General features: G+C 64.6%; 11 protein-coding genes. 5 read left to right on the top strand and 6 right to left on the bottom strand.

Features of this window, described 5'->3' with window-relative positions:
• Nucleotides 1-55: 55 nt before the first annotated feature.
• Together K3172_RS05395 and K3172_RS05390 are read right to left on the bottom strand one after the other, a co-directional pair.
• Nucleotides 56-1,219, bottom strand: coding sequence for an acyl-CoA dehydrogenase family protein (locus K3172_RS05395; protein WP_221587677.1), 1,164 nt, complete (start codon nt 1,217-1,219; stop codon nt 56-58).
• Nucleotides 1,220-1,267: 48 nt separating this feature from the next.
• A complete protein-coding gene (locus K3172_RS05390; protein ID WP_221587676.1) occupies nt 1,268-2,029 on the bottom strand; it encodes a crotonase/enoyl-CoA hydratase family protein in 762 nt (253 codons plus the stop codon).
• Nucleotides 2,030-2,143: 114 nt separating this feature from the next.
• Between K3172_RS05390 and K3172_RS05385 the strand changes: the two genes are divergently transcribed.
• Nucleotides 2,144-3,406, top strand: coding sequence for an acetyl-CoA C-acetyltransferase (locus tag K3172_RS05385; protein ID WP_221587674.1), 1,263 nt, complete (start codon nt 2,144-2,146; stop codon nt 3,404-3,406).
• On the opposite strand, the gene K3172_RS05380 is transcribed toward K3172_RS05385, so the two are convergent.
• The 4 genes from K3172_RS05380 to K3172_RS05365 all read right to left on the bottom strand — a co-directional run bounded on the left by K3172_RS05380 (nt 3,407) and on the right by K3172_RS05365 (nt 7,832).
• Nucleotides 3,407-3,661 (bottom strand): DUF2061 domain-containing protein, encoded by a 255-nt coding sequence (locus K3172_RS05380; protein WP_221587672.1) that lies wholly within the window; start codon nt 3,659-3,661, stop codon nt 3,407-3,409. It lies immediately after the preceding gene.
• 94 nt (nt 3,662-3,755) lie between these two features.
• Nucleotides 3,756-5,159, bottom strand: a complete 1,404-nt coding sequence (locus tag K3172_RS05375; protein ID WP_221587670.1) for an alpha-amylase family glycosyl hydrolase — start codon at nt 5,157-5,159, stop codon at nt 3,756-3,758.
• Nucleotides 5,152-6,687 (bottom strand): MFS transporter, encoded by a 1,536-nt coding sequence (locus K3172_RS05370; protein WP_221587668.1) that lies wholly within the window; start codon nt 6,685-6,687, stop codon nt 5,152-5,154. Before K3172_RS05370 ends, K3172_RS05375 begins: the two co-directional genes overlap by 8 nt.
• 107 nt (nt 6,688-6,794) lie before the next feature.
• Complete coding sequence (locus K3172_RS05365) at nt 6,795-7,832, bottom strand: LacI family DNA-binding transcriptional regulator (protein ID WP_221587666.1); 1,038 nt, start codon at nt 7,830-7,832, stop codon at nt 6,795-6,797.
• A gap of 116 nt (nt 7,833-7,948) precedes the next feature.
• Here K3172_RS05365 and K3172_RS05360 point away from each other — a divergent pair, with 116 nt between their 5' ends.
• The 4 genes from K3172_RS05360 to K3172_RS05345 all read left to right on the top strand — a co-directional run bounded on the left by K3172_RS05360 (nt 7,949) and on the right by K3172_RS05345 (nt 15,137).
• A complete protein-coding gene (locus K3172_RS05360) occupies nt 7,949-8,641 on the top strand; it encodes a DUF6445 family protein (RefSeq protein ID WP_221587664.1) in 693 nt (230 codons plus the stop codon).
• A gap of 192 nt (nt 8,642-8,833) precedes the next feature.
• Nucleotides 8,834-11,644, top strand: coding sequence for a TonB-dependent receptor (locus tag K3172_RS05355; protein ID WP_221587662.1), 2,811 nt, complete (start codon nt 8,834-8,836; stop codon nt 11,642-11,644).
• Between the two features lie 119 nt (nt 11,645-11,763).
• Nucleotides 11,764-13,299: a tryptophan halogenase family protein gene (locus tag K3172_RS05350; RefSeq protein WP_221587660.1), complete on the top strand. Its 1,536-nt coding sequence runs from the start codon at nt 11,764-11,766 to the stop codon at nt 13,297-13,299.
• A complete protein-coding gene (locus K3172_RS05345; protein WP_221587658.1) occupies nt 13,296-15,137 on the top strand; it encodes an alpha-amylase family glycosyl hydrolase in 1,842 nt (613 codons plus the stop codon). Before K3172_RS05350 ends, K3172_RS05345 begins: the two co-directional genes overlap by 4 nt.
• The last annotated feature ends 9 nt before the right edge of the window (nt 15,138-15,146 follow it).

Below are 15,146 nucleotides of genomic sequence, written 5' to 3'. Positions count from 1 at the left end.
CGGGTGGCAGGTCAGCGGGGGAAAGCACTCCGCGGCGCTATCCCCCGTTCAATTGTCACATGGAGCGGGCGATGACCATCTTCATGACTTCGTTCGAGCCGCCGAAGATGCGCGTAATGCGGCTGTCGCGATACATGCGCGCGATCGGGTAGTCGTTGATGAAACCGGCGCCGCCGTGGAACTGGAGGCACTTGTCGACCACCTCGCCCTGCAGTTCGGTGACCCAGTACTTGGCCATGCAGGCGGTCGCCACGTCGAGTTCGCCCTTGAGGTGCTTGGCGATGCAGTCGTTCACGAACACGCGCGCCGCGGTGCCGCGCGCCTTGAGGTCGGCCATCACGAATTGGGTGTTCTGGAAGTCCCAGATGGTCTGCCCGAAGGCCTTGCGGTTCTTGACGAATTCCATCGTCGTCTCGAGCGCCTTCTCGATCCCGGTCATCGCGCCCATGGCGATGATCAGGCGTTCCTGCGGCAGCTCGCCCATCAGCTGGTAGAAGCCCTTGCCCTCGACCCCGCCGAGCACGTTCTCTGCCGGAACGAAGACGTCGTCGAAGAACAACTCAGAGGTGTCGGCCGCGTCGAGGCCGATCTTGTCGAGCTTCTTGCCGCGCTGGAAGCCTTCGGCGCCCTCGGTCTCGAGCAGCATCAAGGAGATGCCCTTGGCGCGCTCGTTTGGATCGGTCTTGGCGACGACGATGATGAAGTCGGCGGTCTGCCCGTTGGAAATGTAGGTCTTGGCGCCGTTGATACGGTACCCGTTGCCGTCCTTCAGCGCCGTGGTGGTGATGCTCTGGAGGTCGGAACCGACGCCCGGTTCGGTCATAGCGATCGCGCTGACGAGTTCGCCGGTGACGAGTTTGGGCAGGTATTTCTTCTTCTGCTCCTCGGTCCCGTGGCGCACGAGATAGGGCAGGATCACCGTGTTGTGCAGGCTGGCGGCGAAGCCTTCGACGCCATGCTTCGCCTGCTGGTCGATCACCACCATCTCGTGGCGGAAGTCGCCGCCGTGGCCGCCGTATTCTTCCGGTACAGAGGTGCCGAGCAGGCCCGCCTGGCCGGCTTCGTGCCAGAATTCACGCTCGACCTGGCCGTCCTCGCGCCATTTGAGCACGCGCTTTTCGGGCGCATGCTGCTGGTAGAACTTGCCCACGGCGTCGGCGAAGATGGCGATCTCCTCGTCTTCCATGAACTCGGGCGGCTTTACGTCGATGACGGGCATATCTGGGGTCCTCTCCGGGGAATTACTCTTTGGCTGATCGTGCCGGGCTTACTTGCCCTTCCAGTTCGGCTTGCGCTTTTCGGCGAAGGCAGCGGCGCCTTCGCGGGCGTCTTCGCTGACGAAGACCGGCCCGATCAGCTCGCTCTGGCGCTTGTAGCGCTCGTCCATCGGCCAGCCGCGCGATTCCTTGACGATCGCCTTGGACACGCGGACGGCAAGCGGGCCGTTGGCGACGATGCTGGCGGCAAGCTCTTTCGCTCCGTCTAGCGCCGAACCATCGGTCACGCGGTTGATCAGGCCGAGCTCATAGGCGCGTGCCGCATCGATGAAGTCGCCGGTCAACGCGAGTTCCATTGCGATCCGCTCGGGGATCTGGTCGGGCAGCATCATCACGCCGCCTGCCGCCGCGACGAGGCCGCGCTTCACTTCGGGAATGCCGAATTTCGCGCCGCTGTTCGCCACTACGAGATCGCAGGCGATCATCAGTTCAAGGCCGCCCGCGAGCGCATAGCCGTCGACCGCCGCGATCAGCGGCTTCTTCGGCGGCGCCTGCACCACGCCGCCAAAGCCACGTCCCTCGACTACCGGGCTTTCGCCACGCAGGAAGCCCTTGAGATCCATCCCCGAGCAGAATGTCCCGCCCGCGCCGGTCAGGATACCCACGCGCAGGTCGTCTTCCGCATCGAGCCGGTCCATCGCCGCGGCGATTCCCTCCGCCGCTGCCTTGGTCATGGCGTTCTTCGCTTCAGGGCGGTTGATCGTGACGACCAGTATGCCGTCCTCGACGCTGGTCAGGACTTCCTCGGACATGCAGCTCTCTCCATTGCAATTCGAAACTTGTCTTGCGCCCTTGCTGCGCGACGTTTACGCAAACGTCAACCGGCAACAGCCGCACATTTCGACAAGTCGAGAGGAGTCCACGCCATGGCCGAAGCCTATATCATCGATGCCGTCCGCACCCCCCGCGGGATCGGCAAACCCGGCAAGGGTGCGCTTTCCCATTTGCACCCGCAGCATCTCGCCGCAACGGTCCTCTCCGCGCTTAAAGAGCGCAACGATCTCGATACGGGCACGGTCGACGATGTCATCTGGTCGACCAGCAGCCAGAACGGCAAGCAAGGTGGAGACCTCGGGCGCATGGCGGCGCTCTCCGCCGGATACGACATCAGCGCCAGCGGGACGACGCTGGACCGGTTCTGCGGCGGCGGCATCACTTCGGTAAATCTCGCCGCGGCAACCGTCATGAGCGGTATGGAAGATTGCGTCATCGCCGGCGGGACCGAGATGATGAGCTACACCACCGCCTACGCGGCGGAGCAGGCCAATGCCGGCCTGCCCCCGCGCCTGATGGGCGCCGGCAACGAGGCGCTCGACGTGCTGCACCCGCAGAGCCATCAGGGTGTGTGCGGCGACGCAATCGCCAGCATGGAAGGCATCAGCCGCGAGGATCTCGATGCGCTGGCGCTGGTCAGCCAGCAACGCGCCAAGCGCGCCATCGACGAAGGCCGTTTCGCCAAGTCCGTGGTGCCTGTCTACAACGAGGACGGCAGCGTCGCGCTCGACCACGAGGAATTCCCGCGACCCGAAACGACAGCGGAAGGCCTCGCCGCGCTCCAGCCGAGCTTCGGCAAGCTGGCGGATTTCGAGATCGGCGGCACGACCTTCCGCAAGCAGATCAACCGCAAGTATCCCGACCTTGAGATCGAGCACTTCCACCACGCCGGCAACAGCTCGGGCGTCGTCGACGGCGCAGCGGCACTGCTGCTGACGTCGGAGGGTTATGCGAAGGAACACGGCCTCAAGCCTCGCGGGCGCATCGTCGCCTATGCCAACCAGGGCGATTGCCCCACGCTGATGCTCAACGCGCCTGTCCCGGCGGCGAAGAAGGTGCTGGAAAAAGCCGGCCTGACCAAGGACGACATCGACGTCTGGGAGATCAACGAGGCGTTCTCGGTCGTGGCGGAGAAGTTCATCCGCGACCTCGATCTCGATCGCGAGAAGGTCAACATCAACGGCGGCGCGATGGCACTTGGGCACCCGATCGGCGCGACCGGCTCGATCCTGATCGGTACCGCGCTCGACGAACTCGAACGTTCGGGCGGGCGCTACGGCCTTGTCACCATGTGTGCGGCCGGCGGCATGGCTCCCGCGGTCATCATCGAGCGGGTCGAGGATTTCGTCGCCTGATCAGGCGGGGCGATCGGCGGGCTGGGATTCTTCTCCGTCCGCGACGCCCCAGTTGACCGCGCCCCACGCGCGTTCGTGGAAGTAATACAGCACCATCTTGGTGAGCACTTCGGTGGTGGCGATGGCCCCGGCGGCCTTCGGACTGCCGGTGAAGAACCAGCTGAGCAGGAATGTGTCGATACTGCCGAGGATGCGCCAGCTTACGGCCTTGGCGAAGGAGCGGGAATGCGCCTCGCGGCCACGGAACAGTAACATGTACGAAGATTATCCCTGTTGTGCGACGGGCGGCCTAGTACCAGACTTGTCCGTTCGCGCCACAGCCTTTCTTTGAGTGAAAGGATGCGAATAGCTATTCGCCAGCGCGCGCAAACAGGCGATATCCCCATGCAGGCAGGGTGAGCCTGTCGCCTTCCGCAAGGACGACGGCCGCATCTCCCCGAAACTCCGCGTAGGTGCCACTGGCCAGCCCGCTCTGAAGCGTGAGTGTGACCGGCTCCCCGGAAAAATTGAACAGGCCCACGACCTTGTTGCTGTCGTCCTGGCGCGCCCATGCCAACACCTGTTCGGGCCTATCGGTCTCGATCTTCTGCATCACGGCGCCCCACTGGCCGTTGGCCAGCACCGGATTCGCCTTGCGGAAAGCGATCAGGTCCTTGATCAGCGCGCCGTAGGTGCAGCCCTCGCGCTGGCTCCAATCGATCGCATCCTTCTCGAAGAATTCGAGGCGCTTGGCGTTGCAGGCCTCCATGCCGTTGTGGACCAGCGGCAGGCCTTCGCCGGTAAAGGACAGCGCGGTCATCGCGTCGAGCGCCGGACCGTAGTTCTCCTTCATCGTGCCTTCCCACGCATTGCTGTCGTGGTTCTCGATATAGGTCATGCGCATGGCCTCCCTCGGCCAGAGGCTCTCGTTCTCCGCATAATAGCCGTAGAAGCTGGTCGCGTTCCCTTTGCCCTGCGCGACATTCTTGGACGTGTTGTGCCAGTCCCACGCATAAGTCGCGTCGAAGGCCTTGTGGTTAAACGCCGTCTGCTGGACTTCGCCGAGCATGAAGACCGGTCTGATCGCTTCCAATCTCGCGCGCATGGTTTCCCAGAAGTCGAGCGGGACATAGCCCGCCACGTCGGCGCGATAACCATCGACGCCGAAATCGCGGACCCAGTATTCCATCGCCCCGCCGACATGCTCGCGCACGCCCGGTTTCGACCAGTCGAGATCGATGATGTCCGACCAGTCCCACCAGGGAGTGGGACGGAAGTCGCCTTTCCAGTCCTTTTCGTACCAGTCGGGATGCTGCTTCGCGAGATCGTTGTCCCACGCCGTGTGGTTGGCGACGAGGTCAAGGATGACCTTGAAGCCTTGGCGGTGAGCCGCATCGACGAAGGCCTTGAACTCCTCCTTCGTGCCGAATTCCGGGTTCACCTCGTAATAGTCCTTCACGGAATAGGGACTGCCGAGGCCGCCCTTGCGGTTTTCCGCGCCGATCGGGTGGATCGGCATGAGCCAGAGGATATCGACGCCCAGCTCCTTAAGGCGGGGCAGCTGTTCCTGCGCGGCGCGGAACGTGCCCTCCTCGGTGAACTGGCGGGTGTTGATCTGGTACAGCACCGCATCTCGAGACCATTCGGGATGCTGGATCGTGACGACGCTGCGGGGTGTCCAGTCGGCGGCGACCGGGGGCTGCACCTGTGCCGTTCCCGCCTGGGCGGTCGAGGAGAGCGCAAGGGCGATCGAAATGGCGATAAATTTATGCATAAACTTTCTCCTGCGGCAGGGCCGCCTTGACCCGCTGCATCGCGACTGCGGCGATCAGCCAGCTTGCTGCGGCGAACAGCATCGTCCACACCGGCTCTCCGGGAAAGAACGCCTGCATGATGCTGCCCATTACGGTCGCCACCAGCAGTTGCGGAACGACGATGAAAACATTGAACAGCCCCATGTAGATCCCGAGCTTGGCCTGCGGCAGATTGCTGGCGAGGATCGCGTAGGGCATGGCGAGGATGCTCGCCCAGGCGATGCCGATGCCGATTTCGGCCACCAGCAGGAGCTGCGCGTCACGGACAAGAACGAACATCAGAAAGCCCAGCGCGCCGAGTGTCAGACAGATGCTGTGCGTCATCACCTGGCCGACCTTGCGGCTGAGCCAGGGCAACAGGGCGAGCGCCGCGACGGCAGCGACGCCGTTATACACCGTGAAAAGGACGTTCACCCAGCTGGCGCCCTCGTTGTAGGCGGCGCTTGCTGTGTCGGTGCTGCCGAAGACGTATTGGGTCACGACGGGCGTGGTGTTGATCCACATGATGAACAGCGCCGACCAGCTGAAGAACTGCACCAGCGCGAGGCGCTTCATCACCTCGGGCATGCCGGCGAAATCGCCGACGATGCTGGATAGCATATTTGCCGCGCGGCCCTGCTTGGCCATGGAGATCGCGATCGCGCTGAGGATGCCGTAAAGCGCGAGAAGGGCGCCGAGGAGCAGCACTTCCTTCTCCAGCCCCAGCAAGCTCACGCTCAGGCAAACAAGAACACCAGCCGTCATCCATCCCGCCGCGGACCCGAAGCTTTTGGCTGCCAGAGCGCGCAGGGTGATGGTGTCATCCGCCGCTTCCTCGTGGCCCGCGAAGGCGGCCTGTTCCTCGGGCGAATATTCGCGGGTAGTGACGATAGTCCACATCACGGCAACGAACAGCGCGATCGCGCCCGCCCAGAAGCTCCACGTGACCGTATCGGGCAAGCCGCCGCCAGCCGTGACATTGCTGACGCCCATTCGCTCGAGGAACCACGGGAAGATCGAACCGACGACCGCGCCAGCGCCGATGAAGGCGGTCTGCACGGCATAGCCCGCTGCGTGCTGGTCGGCGCGCAGCATGTCGCCGACGAAGGCGCGGAAAGGCTCCATCGAAATGTTGAGGCTGGCGTCGAGCAGCCACAACATTGCGGCCGCGAACAGCAGCGGTGCGCCCATCGCCGGGCTCAGCGGCATCAGGAACAGCGCCAGCGCGGACAGGATCGCGCCGGTCAGGAAATAGGGGCGGCGGCGGCCCAGTCGGTTCCACGTGCGGTCGGACAGATGGCCGATGATCGGCTGGACCAGCAGGCCCGTCAGCGGGGCGGCGACCCATAGCGCGGGCAGATCGTCGATCGAGGATCCGAGCGTCTGGAAAACCCGGCTCATGTTCGCATTCTGCAGCGCAAAGCCGATCTGGATGCCGAAAAAGCCGAAGCTGATGTTCCACAGCCCAGCAAAACCCTGGCGCGGCTTCTCGCGAAGCACCTGTTCCATAATCGTCCCTCGTCCCCGCGCAGGTCTGCTGCCTGCCAATGTCTTGTGGGTCGTGGCTCGCACGAAGCGCTGCGCGCAACAAGGATGTATACGAATACGTTGGGCGATCAGCGCGCGGCGCTCGATCCCCGCACGATCAACCTGCCGGGCAGCTTGCGCGGCGGCAGTTCGCGATCCTCGACCTGTGCCAGCAGCGCTTCCACCAACGCCTCCCCCGCCCCGCGGATGTCCTGCATGACGGTGGTCAGCGGCGGGGTCGTGAGGCTGGCCGCGGGAATGTCGTCGAAGCCGACCACAGCGACGTCGCCGGGCACCTTGCGCCCGGCCTCGGCCAGGGCACGCATCGCGCCGATGGCAATGAGGTCGCTCGCGGCGAAGATCGCATCGAAGGGCTGGCCGCCCGCGATCAGCTGCTTCGCGGCGGCATGGCCCGCTTCCTCGGTGGTGATCGCATCGAACTGGAGCGCGGCATCGGGTTCCACCCCCGCTTCGCGCAGGGCTTCGCACAGGCCGCCATAGCGCCCGGCGAATTCGGGATAATGTTCGTCCGCATGGCCGAGGAAGGCGACCGCCTTGCGCCCGCTTTCGACCAGGTGTCGCCCCGCCAGCCGACCCGCCGCCACATTGTCCGTCCCCACCGTCACCCCGCTGCTGTCGGACGAGACAGAGCCCCAGCGCGCGAAATGGGTGCCCTGCGCTTCCAGTTGGTCCAGCCGCTTGCGATAGACGGTGTAGTCGCCATAGCCGAGCAGGATCAGCCCGTCGGCACGGTGGCTGTCCTGGTACTGGACATGCCAGTCGTCCTCCATGCGCTGGAACGATATCAGCAAATCGAGCCCGCGATCCGCACAGGCGCGCGTGATCGAGCCCAGCATCGCGAGGAAGAACGGGTTGATCATGCTTTCGTCGGGTGTCGGGTCCTCGAAAAACAGCAACGCGATCGTGTTCGACCTTTGCGAGCGCAGGGACGAGGCGTTCTTGTCGACGGTGTAATTGAGGTCGCGCGCGATCTGTTCAATCCGGGCGCGCGTTTGCGCGCTGACCGAGCGGTCCCCGCGTAGCGCACGGCTGACGGTGGGCTGCGAGACACCCGCCGCATAAGCGATATCGAAGCTGGTCGGCCGACCCGTCGGCTTGCGACCCATCTCTCTCCTCCCGGCCCATCTGACCGGGCCTTCGCGAGCAACCTTAGCAGGCGGCCTGCAAGAGGCAATCGCGCCGGCTTTCCATCCTCCGCTTTTTGGCTGTAAGGGCGTCGCCGATGTCCAACCCTCTCGCCCTCGATCAGGCTGCCGACATTTCGACCCGGCATTTCGGCGAGGAACATCAACCGATGCTGGCGATCGGGTCCGCGCTTGCCGACCCGCAACTGGTCGTCGCGATCGCTGCACGCCACCGTTTCGGACGCCACGGCGAATTCTATCCCGGTCTCAGAGCACCGGTTTCGCAAGCCATCGCAATGCCGCTGGTCGAACCGCTGCTGGACAGGATGCGCGAGACCTTCTGCCTCGCCGCCCGCCCGCGCTTCTTCGAATGCTATCTCAGCGTGGTGACGCATCCTGCCACGGCGCTCGCCCCGATCCAGCGCCTCCCGCATTTTGACGGTGTGGAGCCGGAACGCCTGGCCGTGCTGCTTTATCTTGACCGGGAAGAACGCGCCGGCACCGCGTTCTATCGCCAGCGCGCCACCGGCTACGAAAGCGTCGATGCCGAACGGTTCGAAAGCTACCGCTCGTCGCTCGAGGCGGAAATCGAGCGTCACGGCTTGCCCGAAGCCGGGTATATCTCAGGCGACACGGCGGTTTTTGCGCAGACCCATGCGCAGCCGGGGACCTTCAATTCGATGATCGTCTATCGCGGCAACACGCTTCACTGCGCCGATCTCCGCCCGGATTTCGTGCCAGAGTCGGCACCGGAAACAGGTCGCCTGACACTCAATCTCTTTCTGCGCTGATCGCCGCCGGCGATGTGACATTTCGGCGACCCCTGCCGCCCCGGCAGGGTGTGCGTATACGTATGCTCTCTTCCTGAGCCGCCCGATTCCCACCTATCCAGAGCATGAACAGGTAGGCGCAAGACCTGCCTGGAGGGATCTATTTCCGGCCCGGGACTGCCACAAGCACGGGCCAATTGGGGAGAGCACAGAATGGCATTTCGCAAGTCTCTTGCCGGGGGCATCAGCACCGGCGCCATCACTATCGCGCTGGCCGCATTCGCCAGTCCCGCGCTTGCGCAGGACGCCACCATCGAACCCGGGCAGGACGATTCGGCTGCCGAAGAGGCCGCGCCGGAAAATGTCATCGTCGTCGAAGGCTATCGCCAGTCGCTCGAAACCGCAGTCGGCCTGAAGCGCAACACCACCGTCATCGCCGAAGCGTTCAGCTCGGAAGACATCGGCAAGCTGCCCGACGTTTCGATCGCCGAAACGCTCGGCCGCCTGCCCGGCCTCGCCGTTCAGCGTGTCGATGGCCGTGCCCAGAGCCTTTCGGTTCGCGGCCTGGGTCCGGACTATTCGAACTCGCTGCTCAACGGCCGCCAGCTGGTCTCGTCGGGCGACAACCGCGCGGTCGAATACGACCAGTACCCGGCCGAGCTGATCGACCAGGGCGTCATCTACAAGGTGCCTTACGCCGGCCTCATCGGACAGGGCCTCGCCGGTACCGTCGACCTGCGCACTATCCGCCCGCTGGCGAAGGGTGAGCGCATCGTCTCGCTCTCCGGTCGCCTCGAATTCAACGAAGACGGTTCGCTCAACCCCGATGTCGACGGCTGGGGCTATCGCGCCACCGGCACCTATGTCGACCAGTTTGCCGACGACACGCTCGGCGTCGCGCTCGGCGTCGCCTACCAGTCGAGCCCGAGCCAGGTCGAGAAGTTCAACGCCTGGGGCTATCCGAACGATTCGGGCCAGACCGTGCTCGGCGGCATGAAGCCCTTCGCCAAGTCGGTCGACCTCGACCGCCTCGGCGTGTTCGGCACCATCGAATGGCAGCCGACCCCCGAATGGAGCGGCACGCTCGACGTCTTCTACGCCGACTATCGCGAGCGCATTCCGATGCGGGGCATCGAATTCCCGCTCAACCCCGGCTGGGGTTCGGGCGCGAATATCGATTCCACCAGCGGCGGCGACTTCCCCGACACGGTTACCTTCTCGAACGTCCAGCCGGTGGTCCGCAACGACTATGACCGCAAGGACGTCGAAACCTTCGCGATCGGCTACAACGCGCAATATGAAACCGACGACGTCCTGATCATGGCCGACGTCGCCTATTCGCGCGCCGACCGTCGCCTGCAGCAGATCGAAAGCTACTCGGGCCTCAACTTCCGCGCCCAGACCGGTCCGGGGTTCAATGTGGGCGACGTGGTTACCTACACCCGCAACACCGGCGGCTTCCCGTTCCTGTTCACCAACCAGATCGACTATTCGGACACCGATCTGATCCAGCTGACCGACCCGCGCGGCTGGGGTGCCGACGGCATCGTCCAGGCCGGCTTCATCAACGATACCGAGACCGAGGACGAACTGTGGACCATGCGCGGCGAAGTCGTCGGCAAGGTCGACCATTCGCTGGTCAAGAGCCTGGTCGCCGGTATCGCCTTCGATCACCGCACGAAATCGCGCGACATCACGCAGAACTTCCTGAGCCTCGCCGGCAACGGAACGCCTTATGCGGACCAGGGCGCGGTAACCCGCGCACCGATCCCGGGCGACGCGCTGCTCGATCCGATCGCAAGCCTGGGCTTCCTCGGCTTCGGTCCGCAGGTTGCATACAACCCGTTCACGCTGATCAGCAACGGCACGTACATCCTCACCGACGTGCAGAGCTCGAGCCTGCCCTATCCCGGCGACTGGAGCGTGACCGAGGATGTCTACACCGGCTATCTTCGGATGGACCTCGACACCATGCTCGGCTCGATCCCGGTCACCGGCAACATCGGCGTGCAGGCGGTCTTCACCGACCAGAGTTCGAACGGCTTCTCGTCCAACGGCGGCATCGGCGCTCGCCTCATCCCGGTCACGGATGGCGATTCCTATTCGCACTTCCTGCCCAGCATGACGCTAAATTTCGAAGTCGCACCCGACATGAAGCTGCGTTTCGGCGCGGCCCGCACGCTGGCCCGCCCGCGCATGGATCAGCTCAACGCGTCCTATAGCGCCGGCGTGTCGAACCAGATCGACGTCGTCACGGGCTCGATCTTCAGCGGCGGCGGCGGCAACCCGAAGCTGCGCCCCTATGTCGCCGAAGGCGTCGACGTGTCCTACGAATGGTACTTCGGCGGTGCGGGCTACATCGCGATTGCCGGCTACTACAAGTGGCTCAGCGATTTCGTGAACTCGAACGCAACCGTGGTGCGCGACTTCAGCTACCTGCGTGACAGCCTGACGCCGCAGCAGCGCGCGATCGCCGATGCGACGACCTATCTCGGTCTCGTGGGCGGTCCGGACAACGGTGCCGAAGGCCATATCGCCGGGATCGAGGCCAGCCTGTCGCTGCCCTTCAGCACCTTCACCAGCGGCTTCCTCAGCGGCTTCGGTTTCCAGACCAGCGCGTCCTATACCGACAGCAAGCTGACGATCACACCGCAGGAAGCCGACCCGTTTGAAACCGACGTCCCGGGCCTGTCGAAGTGGGTGGTCAACTCGACCGTCTACTACGAGAACAGCGGCTTCGAGGCGCGCTTGAGCCATCGCTACCGTTCGGAATTCCTTGCCGAATTCCCGGGTATCTCGGCCAGCCGCGGCTTCCGCTTCGCCTATCCGGAATCGATCTTCGACGCCCAGATCGGCTATCGCTTCGCAGATGGCACCTCGCTCGAAGGTCTGTCGATCACGCTGCAGGCGCTGAACCTGACGGACGAGCCGTTCATCAACTACACCGACGGCGATCGTACCCACATCATCGACTACGAAGAGTACGGTCGTACGTACCTTGTCGGGGCTTCCTACAAGTTCTGATCGTCGACTGACTAGCGGGGCGGCCACCTCCTCCCGGCCGCCCCGCCCCTCTCTGGCCCTTGGCGCGCAAGCTGCTACCGAGCCTGCTTGGACCACAAGCATTCGGGGACCAAGATACCATGGACGCACACTCCGCACCGCAAGCACAGGGCACGCGCTACGTCGTCGCCGGCGGCGGCGCTGCCGGCTGGATGGCGGCCGCGCTGCTCGCGCGCTTCCTGCCGCCCGAAGACAGCGTCACGCTGGTCGAAAGCGAGGAAATCGGCATCGTCGGCGTGGGCGAGGCCACCATTCCGCAGATCCGCCTGATCAACAGCGCGCTCGGCATACCCGAAGGCCCCTTCCTCGCGGCCGTGAAGGGCACCTACAAGCTCGGCATCCAGTTCGATGGCTGGCTGCGCGAGGGCGAGGACTACATCCACGCCTTCGGCAGCGTCGGGCGCGGTGCCGGCGTCGTCCCGTTCCATCCCTACTGGGTCCGCGCGCACAAGGGCGGTCTCGCCAAGGGTCTCGCCGCCTATTCGCGCAACGAGCGCGCGGCGCGCGCGCTGCGCATGGATCGCGGCCGCCCCGGCACACCGGACGGCGAAATCCCCTACGCCTATCATTTCGACGCCGGTCTCTATGCCCAGGTGCTGCGCAACTTCGCCGAACAGCACCGCGTGACGCGCGTCGAGGGCAAGATTGCCGACGTCGAACTCGACGGCGAGAGCGGCAACATCGCCGCGCTCCTGCTCGATCGCGGCGAGCGCGTCGAAGGCGATTTCTTCATCGATTGCACGGGCTTTCGCTCGCTTCTCTTGGGCGGTGCGCTGGGGGCCGGCTTCGTCGAATGGACGAAGTACCTGCCGTGCGACCGCGCGGTGGCGGTCGCCTGCGCCACCGGCGGCGACCTCACCCCCTACACCAAGGCGACGGCGCGCAAGGCCGGGTGGCAGTGGCGCATCCCGTTGCAGCATCGCATCGGCAACGGACACGTCTTCTGCAGCGCGCATATGTCCGAGGACGAGGCGACAGAAACCCTGCTGCGCAACCTCGATTCCGAGCCGGACGGATCGCCGCGCATGATCCCCTTCACCACGGGCATGCGGCGCGAACACTGGGTGAAGAACTGCCTCGCGCTGGGCCTCGCCTCGGGCTTCCTGGAACCGATGGAATCGACCAGCATCTACCTGACGCAAAGCTCGATAACCCGCTTCCTGGCCGTCGCGCCGAAAGGTGGCCGGGCCGATCCCGCGGTCATCGAATGGTTCAATCGCAAGGTCGCCTTCGAATGGGAGCGGTCGCGCGATTTCCTGATCCTGCATTACACCGCCAATGCGCGCGAAGGCGAACCCTTCTGGGACATGATGCGCCACATCGAGAAGCCCGCCAACCTGGCGGAGAAGTTCGCCGTGTGGAACAGCAGCGCGACCATCCATCGCGAGCAGGAAGAACTCTTCACCGAAGTCGCCTGGTTCCAGGTCTTTGTAGGTCAGGGGGTCATCCCGCAAAGCTACACCGCGCTGGCCGATGCCATGCCACAAGACCAGCTCGCGGCAATGCTCGGCCGGATCGAAGGCGAGATCACCGAAGAGGTGCGGCCGATGCGCTCGCACGCCGAATTCCTGCGCCAGGCCATGAGCGCACAACCGATGGGAATGACCCGACAATGACCGCCAAGCTCCTCCCTCTCGCCGCCCTGCTCCTGGCCTCCTGCGCGCAGGTCCGGGCGGAACACCGCGTCGAGACGGCGGAGCCAGCCGCCACCTTCCGCGACCGCGAGCCGTCGGAGGAGATCGTCTATTTCGTCCTGCCCGATCGGTTCGAGAACGGCGACGCATCCAACGACACCGGCGATTTCACCGGCGACCGGCTGGCCACCGGCTTCGATCCGGCTGCCAAGGGCTTCTTCCACGGCGGCGACCTCAAGGGCCTGACCGAACGGCTCGACTATCTCGAGCGCATGGGCATCACCGCGATCTGGTTCGCACCGATCTTCCAGAACAAGCCCGTGCAGGGTCCTCCCGGCGACGAGAGCGCGGGCTATCACGGTTACTGGGTGACCGATTTCACCCGGCCCGACGGCCATTTCGGCACGCGGGAGGAGTTCAAGACCTTCGTCGAAGCCGCCCATGCGCGCGGGATGAAGGTCTATATGGACATCATCACGAATCACACCGCCGACGTCATCACCTATGCCGACGGGCCCGAGACGAACTTCGAATACCGCAGCAAGGGCGACTATCCTTACTCGACGCGCGGCACGGCCGACGGCGCCCCCATCAACCCCGGCTTCATGGGCGACGAGGACAGCAGTGCCGCGAATTTCGCGAAGCTCGTGAACCCGAATTACGCCTATACGCCGGTCGTCCCCGATGCCGAAAAGGACGTGAAGGTCCCCGCCTGGCTCAACGATCCGATCTATTACCACAATCGCGGCAACAGCAGCTTCACGGGCGAGGACAGCCGCTTCGGCGATTTCGTCGGCCTCGACGACCTGTTCACAGAGCACCCGCGCGTGCGCGCCGGGATGATCGCAATCTTTTCCGGCTGGGTGCGCGACTTCGGCATCGACGGCTTCCGCATCGATACCGCCCGCCACGTCGATCCCGGCTTCTGGCAGGAATTCGTCCCCGCGATCGAAAAGGTGGCCGAGGAAGAGGGCATTCCCAACTTCCACATGTTCGGCGAGGTCTACAAGGACGTTCCGGATAGCGGCTACATCGCCGAATATACCCGCCGCGACAAACTGCCCGCGGTGCTCGATTTCGCCTTCCAGGCGGCGATGCGCGAATTGCTGGGCCGCGACCGCGGGACGGTCGTGCTGGCGCACATGTTCGATGGCGACGTGCTGTACGAGGGCGGCGAGGATACCGCGCGCACGCTGCCGACGTTCCTGGGCAATCACGACATGGGCCGCTTCTCCACCCTGATCAAAGCCGACCGGCCGGACATCTCGCAGGAAGAGCTGCTCCAGCGCGTCATGCTCGGACATGCGATGATGCTCAGCCTGCGCGGTTCGCCGGTGATCTATTACGGGGACGAGCAGGGCTTCGTCGGCGACGGCAACGACCAGCTGGCGCGCGAGGACATGTTCCCCTCGAAGACGGCGGTCTACAACGACAACGACCTGATCGGCACCGATGCGACCACCGCGACGAGCAATTTCGACGAAGCGCATCCGCTCTATCGCCTGATCGCGGAGTTTTCGGCGATCCGCAAAGCGCACCCGGCGCTGACGCGCGGCAAGCAAATCGTGCGCCATTACGAGCAGCAGGCGGGCATCTTCGCCGTCAGCCGCTTCGATCCCGAGACGGGCGGCGAATACGTCGCCGTCTTCAACACGACCGGAGCGCCGCGCAGCGCCAACATCGCGCTCGGCTATGACGCGCGCGCGTTCGCGACGCTTGCCGGTCCCTGCCCCGCAGCGGTCACTGCGCCGGGCAGCGCCGCCTTCACCCTGCCCGCCTTCGGCTGGGCGCTGTGCCGCGTGTCGGAGACCGCAGAATGAACCGCCACA

The sequence above is a fragment of the Qipengyuania proteolytica genome, assembly GCF_019711565.1.
GTDB classification, from domain to species: Bacteria; Pseudomonadota; Alphaproteobacteria; order Sphingomonadales; family Sphingomonadaceae; genus Qipengyuania; species Qipengyuania proteolytica.
This window is presented reverse-complemented; position numbering and strand designations above follow the sequence as displayed.

Bases quoted from the DNA above. Each gene is read 5' to 3' on its own strand.
- K3172_RS05395 (WP_221587677.1), bottom strand. From the start codon at position 1,219: ATGCCCGTCATCGACGTAAAGCCGCCCGAGTTCATGGAAGACGAGGAG.
- K3172_RS05375 (WP_221587670.1), bottom strand. From the start codon at position 5,159: ATGCATAAATTTATCGCCATTTCGATCGCCCTTGCGCTCTCCTCGACC.
- K3172_RS05370 (WP_221587668.1), bottom strand. From the start codon at position 6,687: ATGGAACAGGTGCTTCGCGAGAAGCCGCGCCAGGGTTTTGCTGGGCTG.
- K3172_RS05365 (WP_221587666.1), bottom strand. From the start codon at position 7,832: ATGGGTCGCAAGCCGACGGGTCGGCCGACCAGCTTCGATATCGCTTAT.
- K3172_RS05380 (WP_221587672.1), bottom strand. From the start codon at position 3,661: ATGTTACTGTTCCGTGGCCGCGAGGCGCATTCCCGCTCCTTCGCCAAG.
- K3172_RS05360 (WP_221587664.1), top strand. From the start codon at position 7,949: ATGTCCAACCCTCTCGCCCTCGATCAGGCTGCCGACATTTCGACCCGG.
- K3172_RS05345 (WP_221587658.1), top strand. From the start codon at position 13,296: ATGACCGCCAAGCTCCTCCCTCTCGCCGCCCTGCTCCTGGCCTCCTGC.
- K3172_RS05390 (WP_221587676.1), bottom strand. From the start codon at position 2,029: ATGTCCGAGGAAGTCCTGACCAGCGTCGAGGACGGCATACTGGTCGTC.
- K3172_RS05385 (WP_221587674.1), top strand. From the start codon at position 2,144: ATGGCCGAAGCCTATATCATCGATGCCGTCCGCACCCCCCGCGGGATC.
- K3172_RS05350 (WP_221587660.1), top strand. From the start codon at position 11,764: ATGGACGCACACTCCGCACCGCAAGCACAGGGCACGCGCTACGTCGTC.
- K3172_RS05355 (WP_221587662.1), top strand. From the start codon at position 8,834: ATGGCATTTCGCAAGTCTCTTGCCGGGGGCATCAGCACCGGCGCCATC.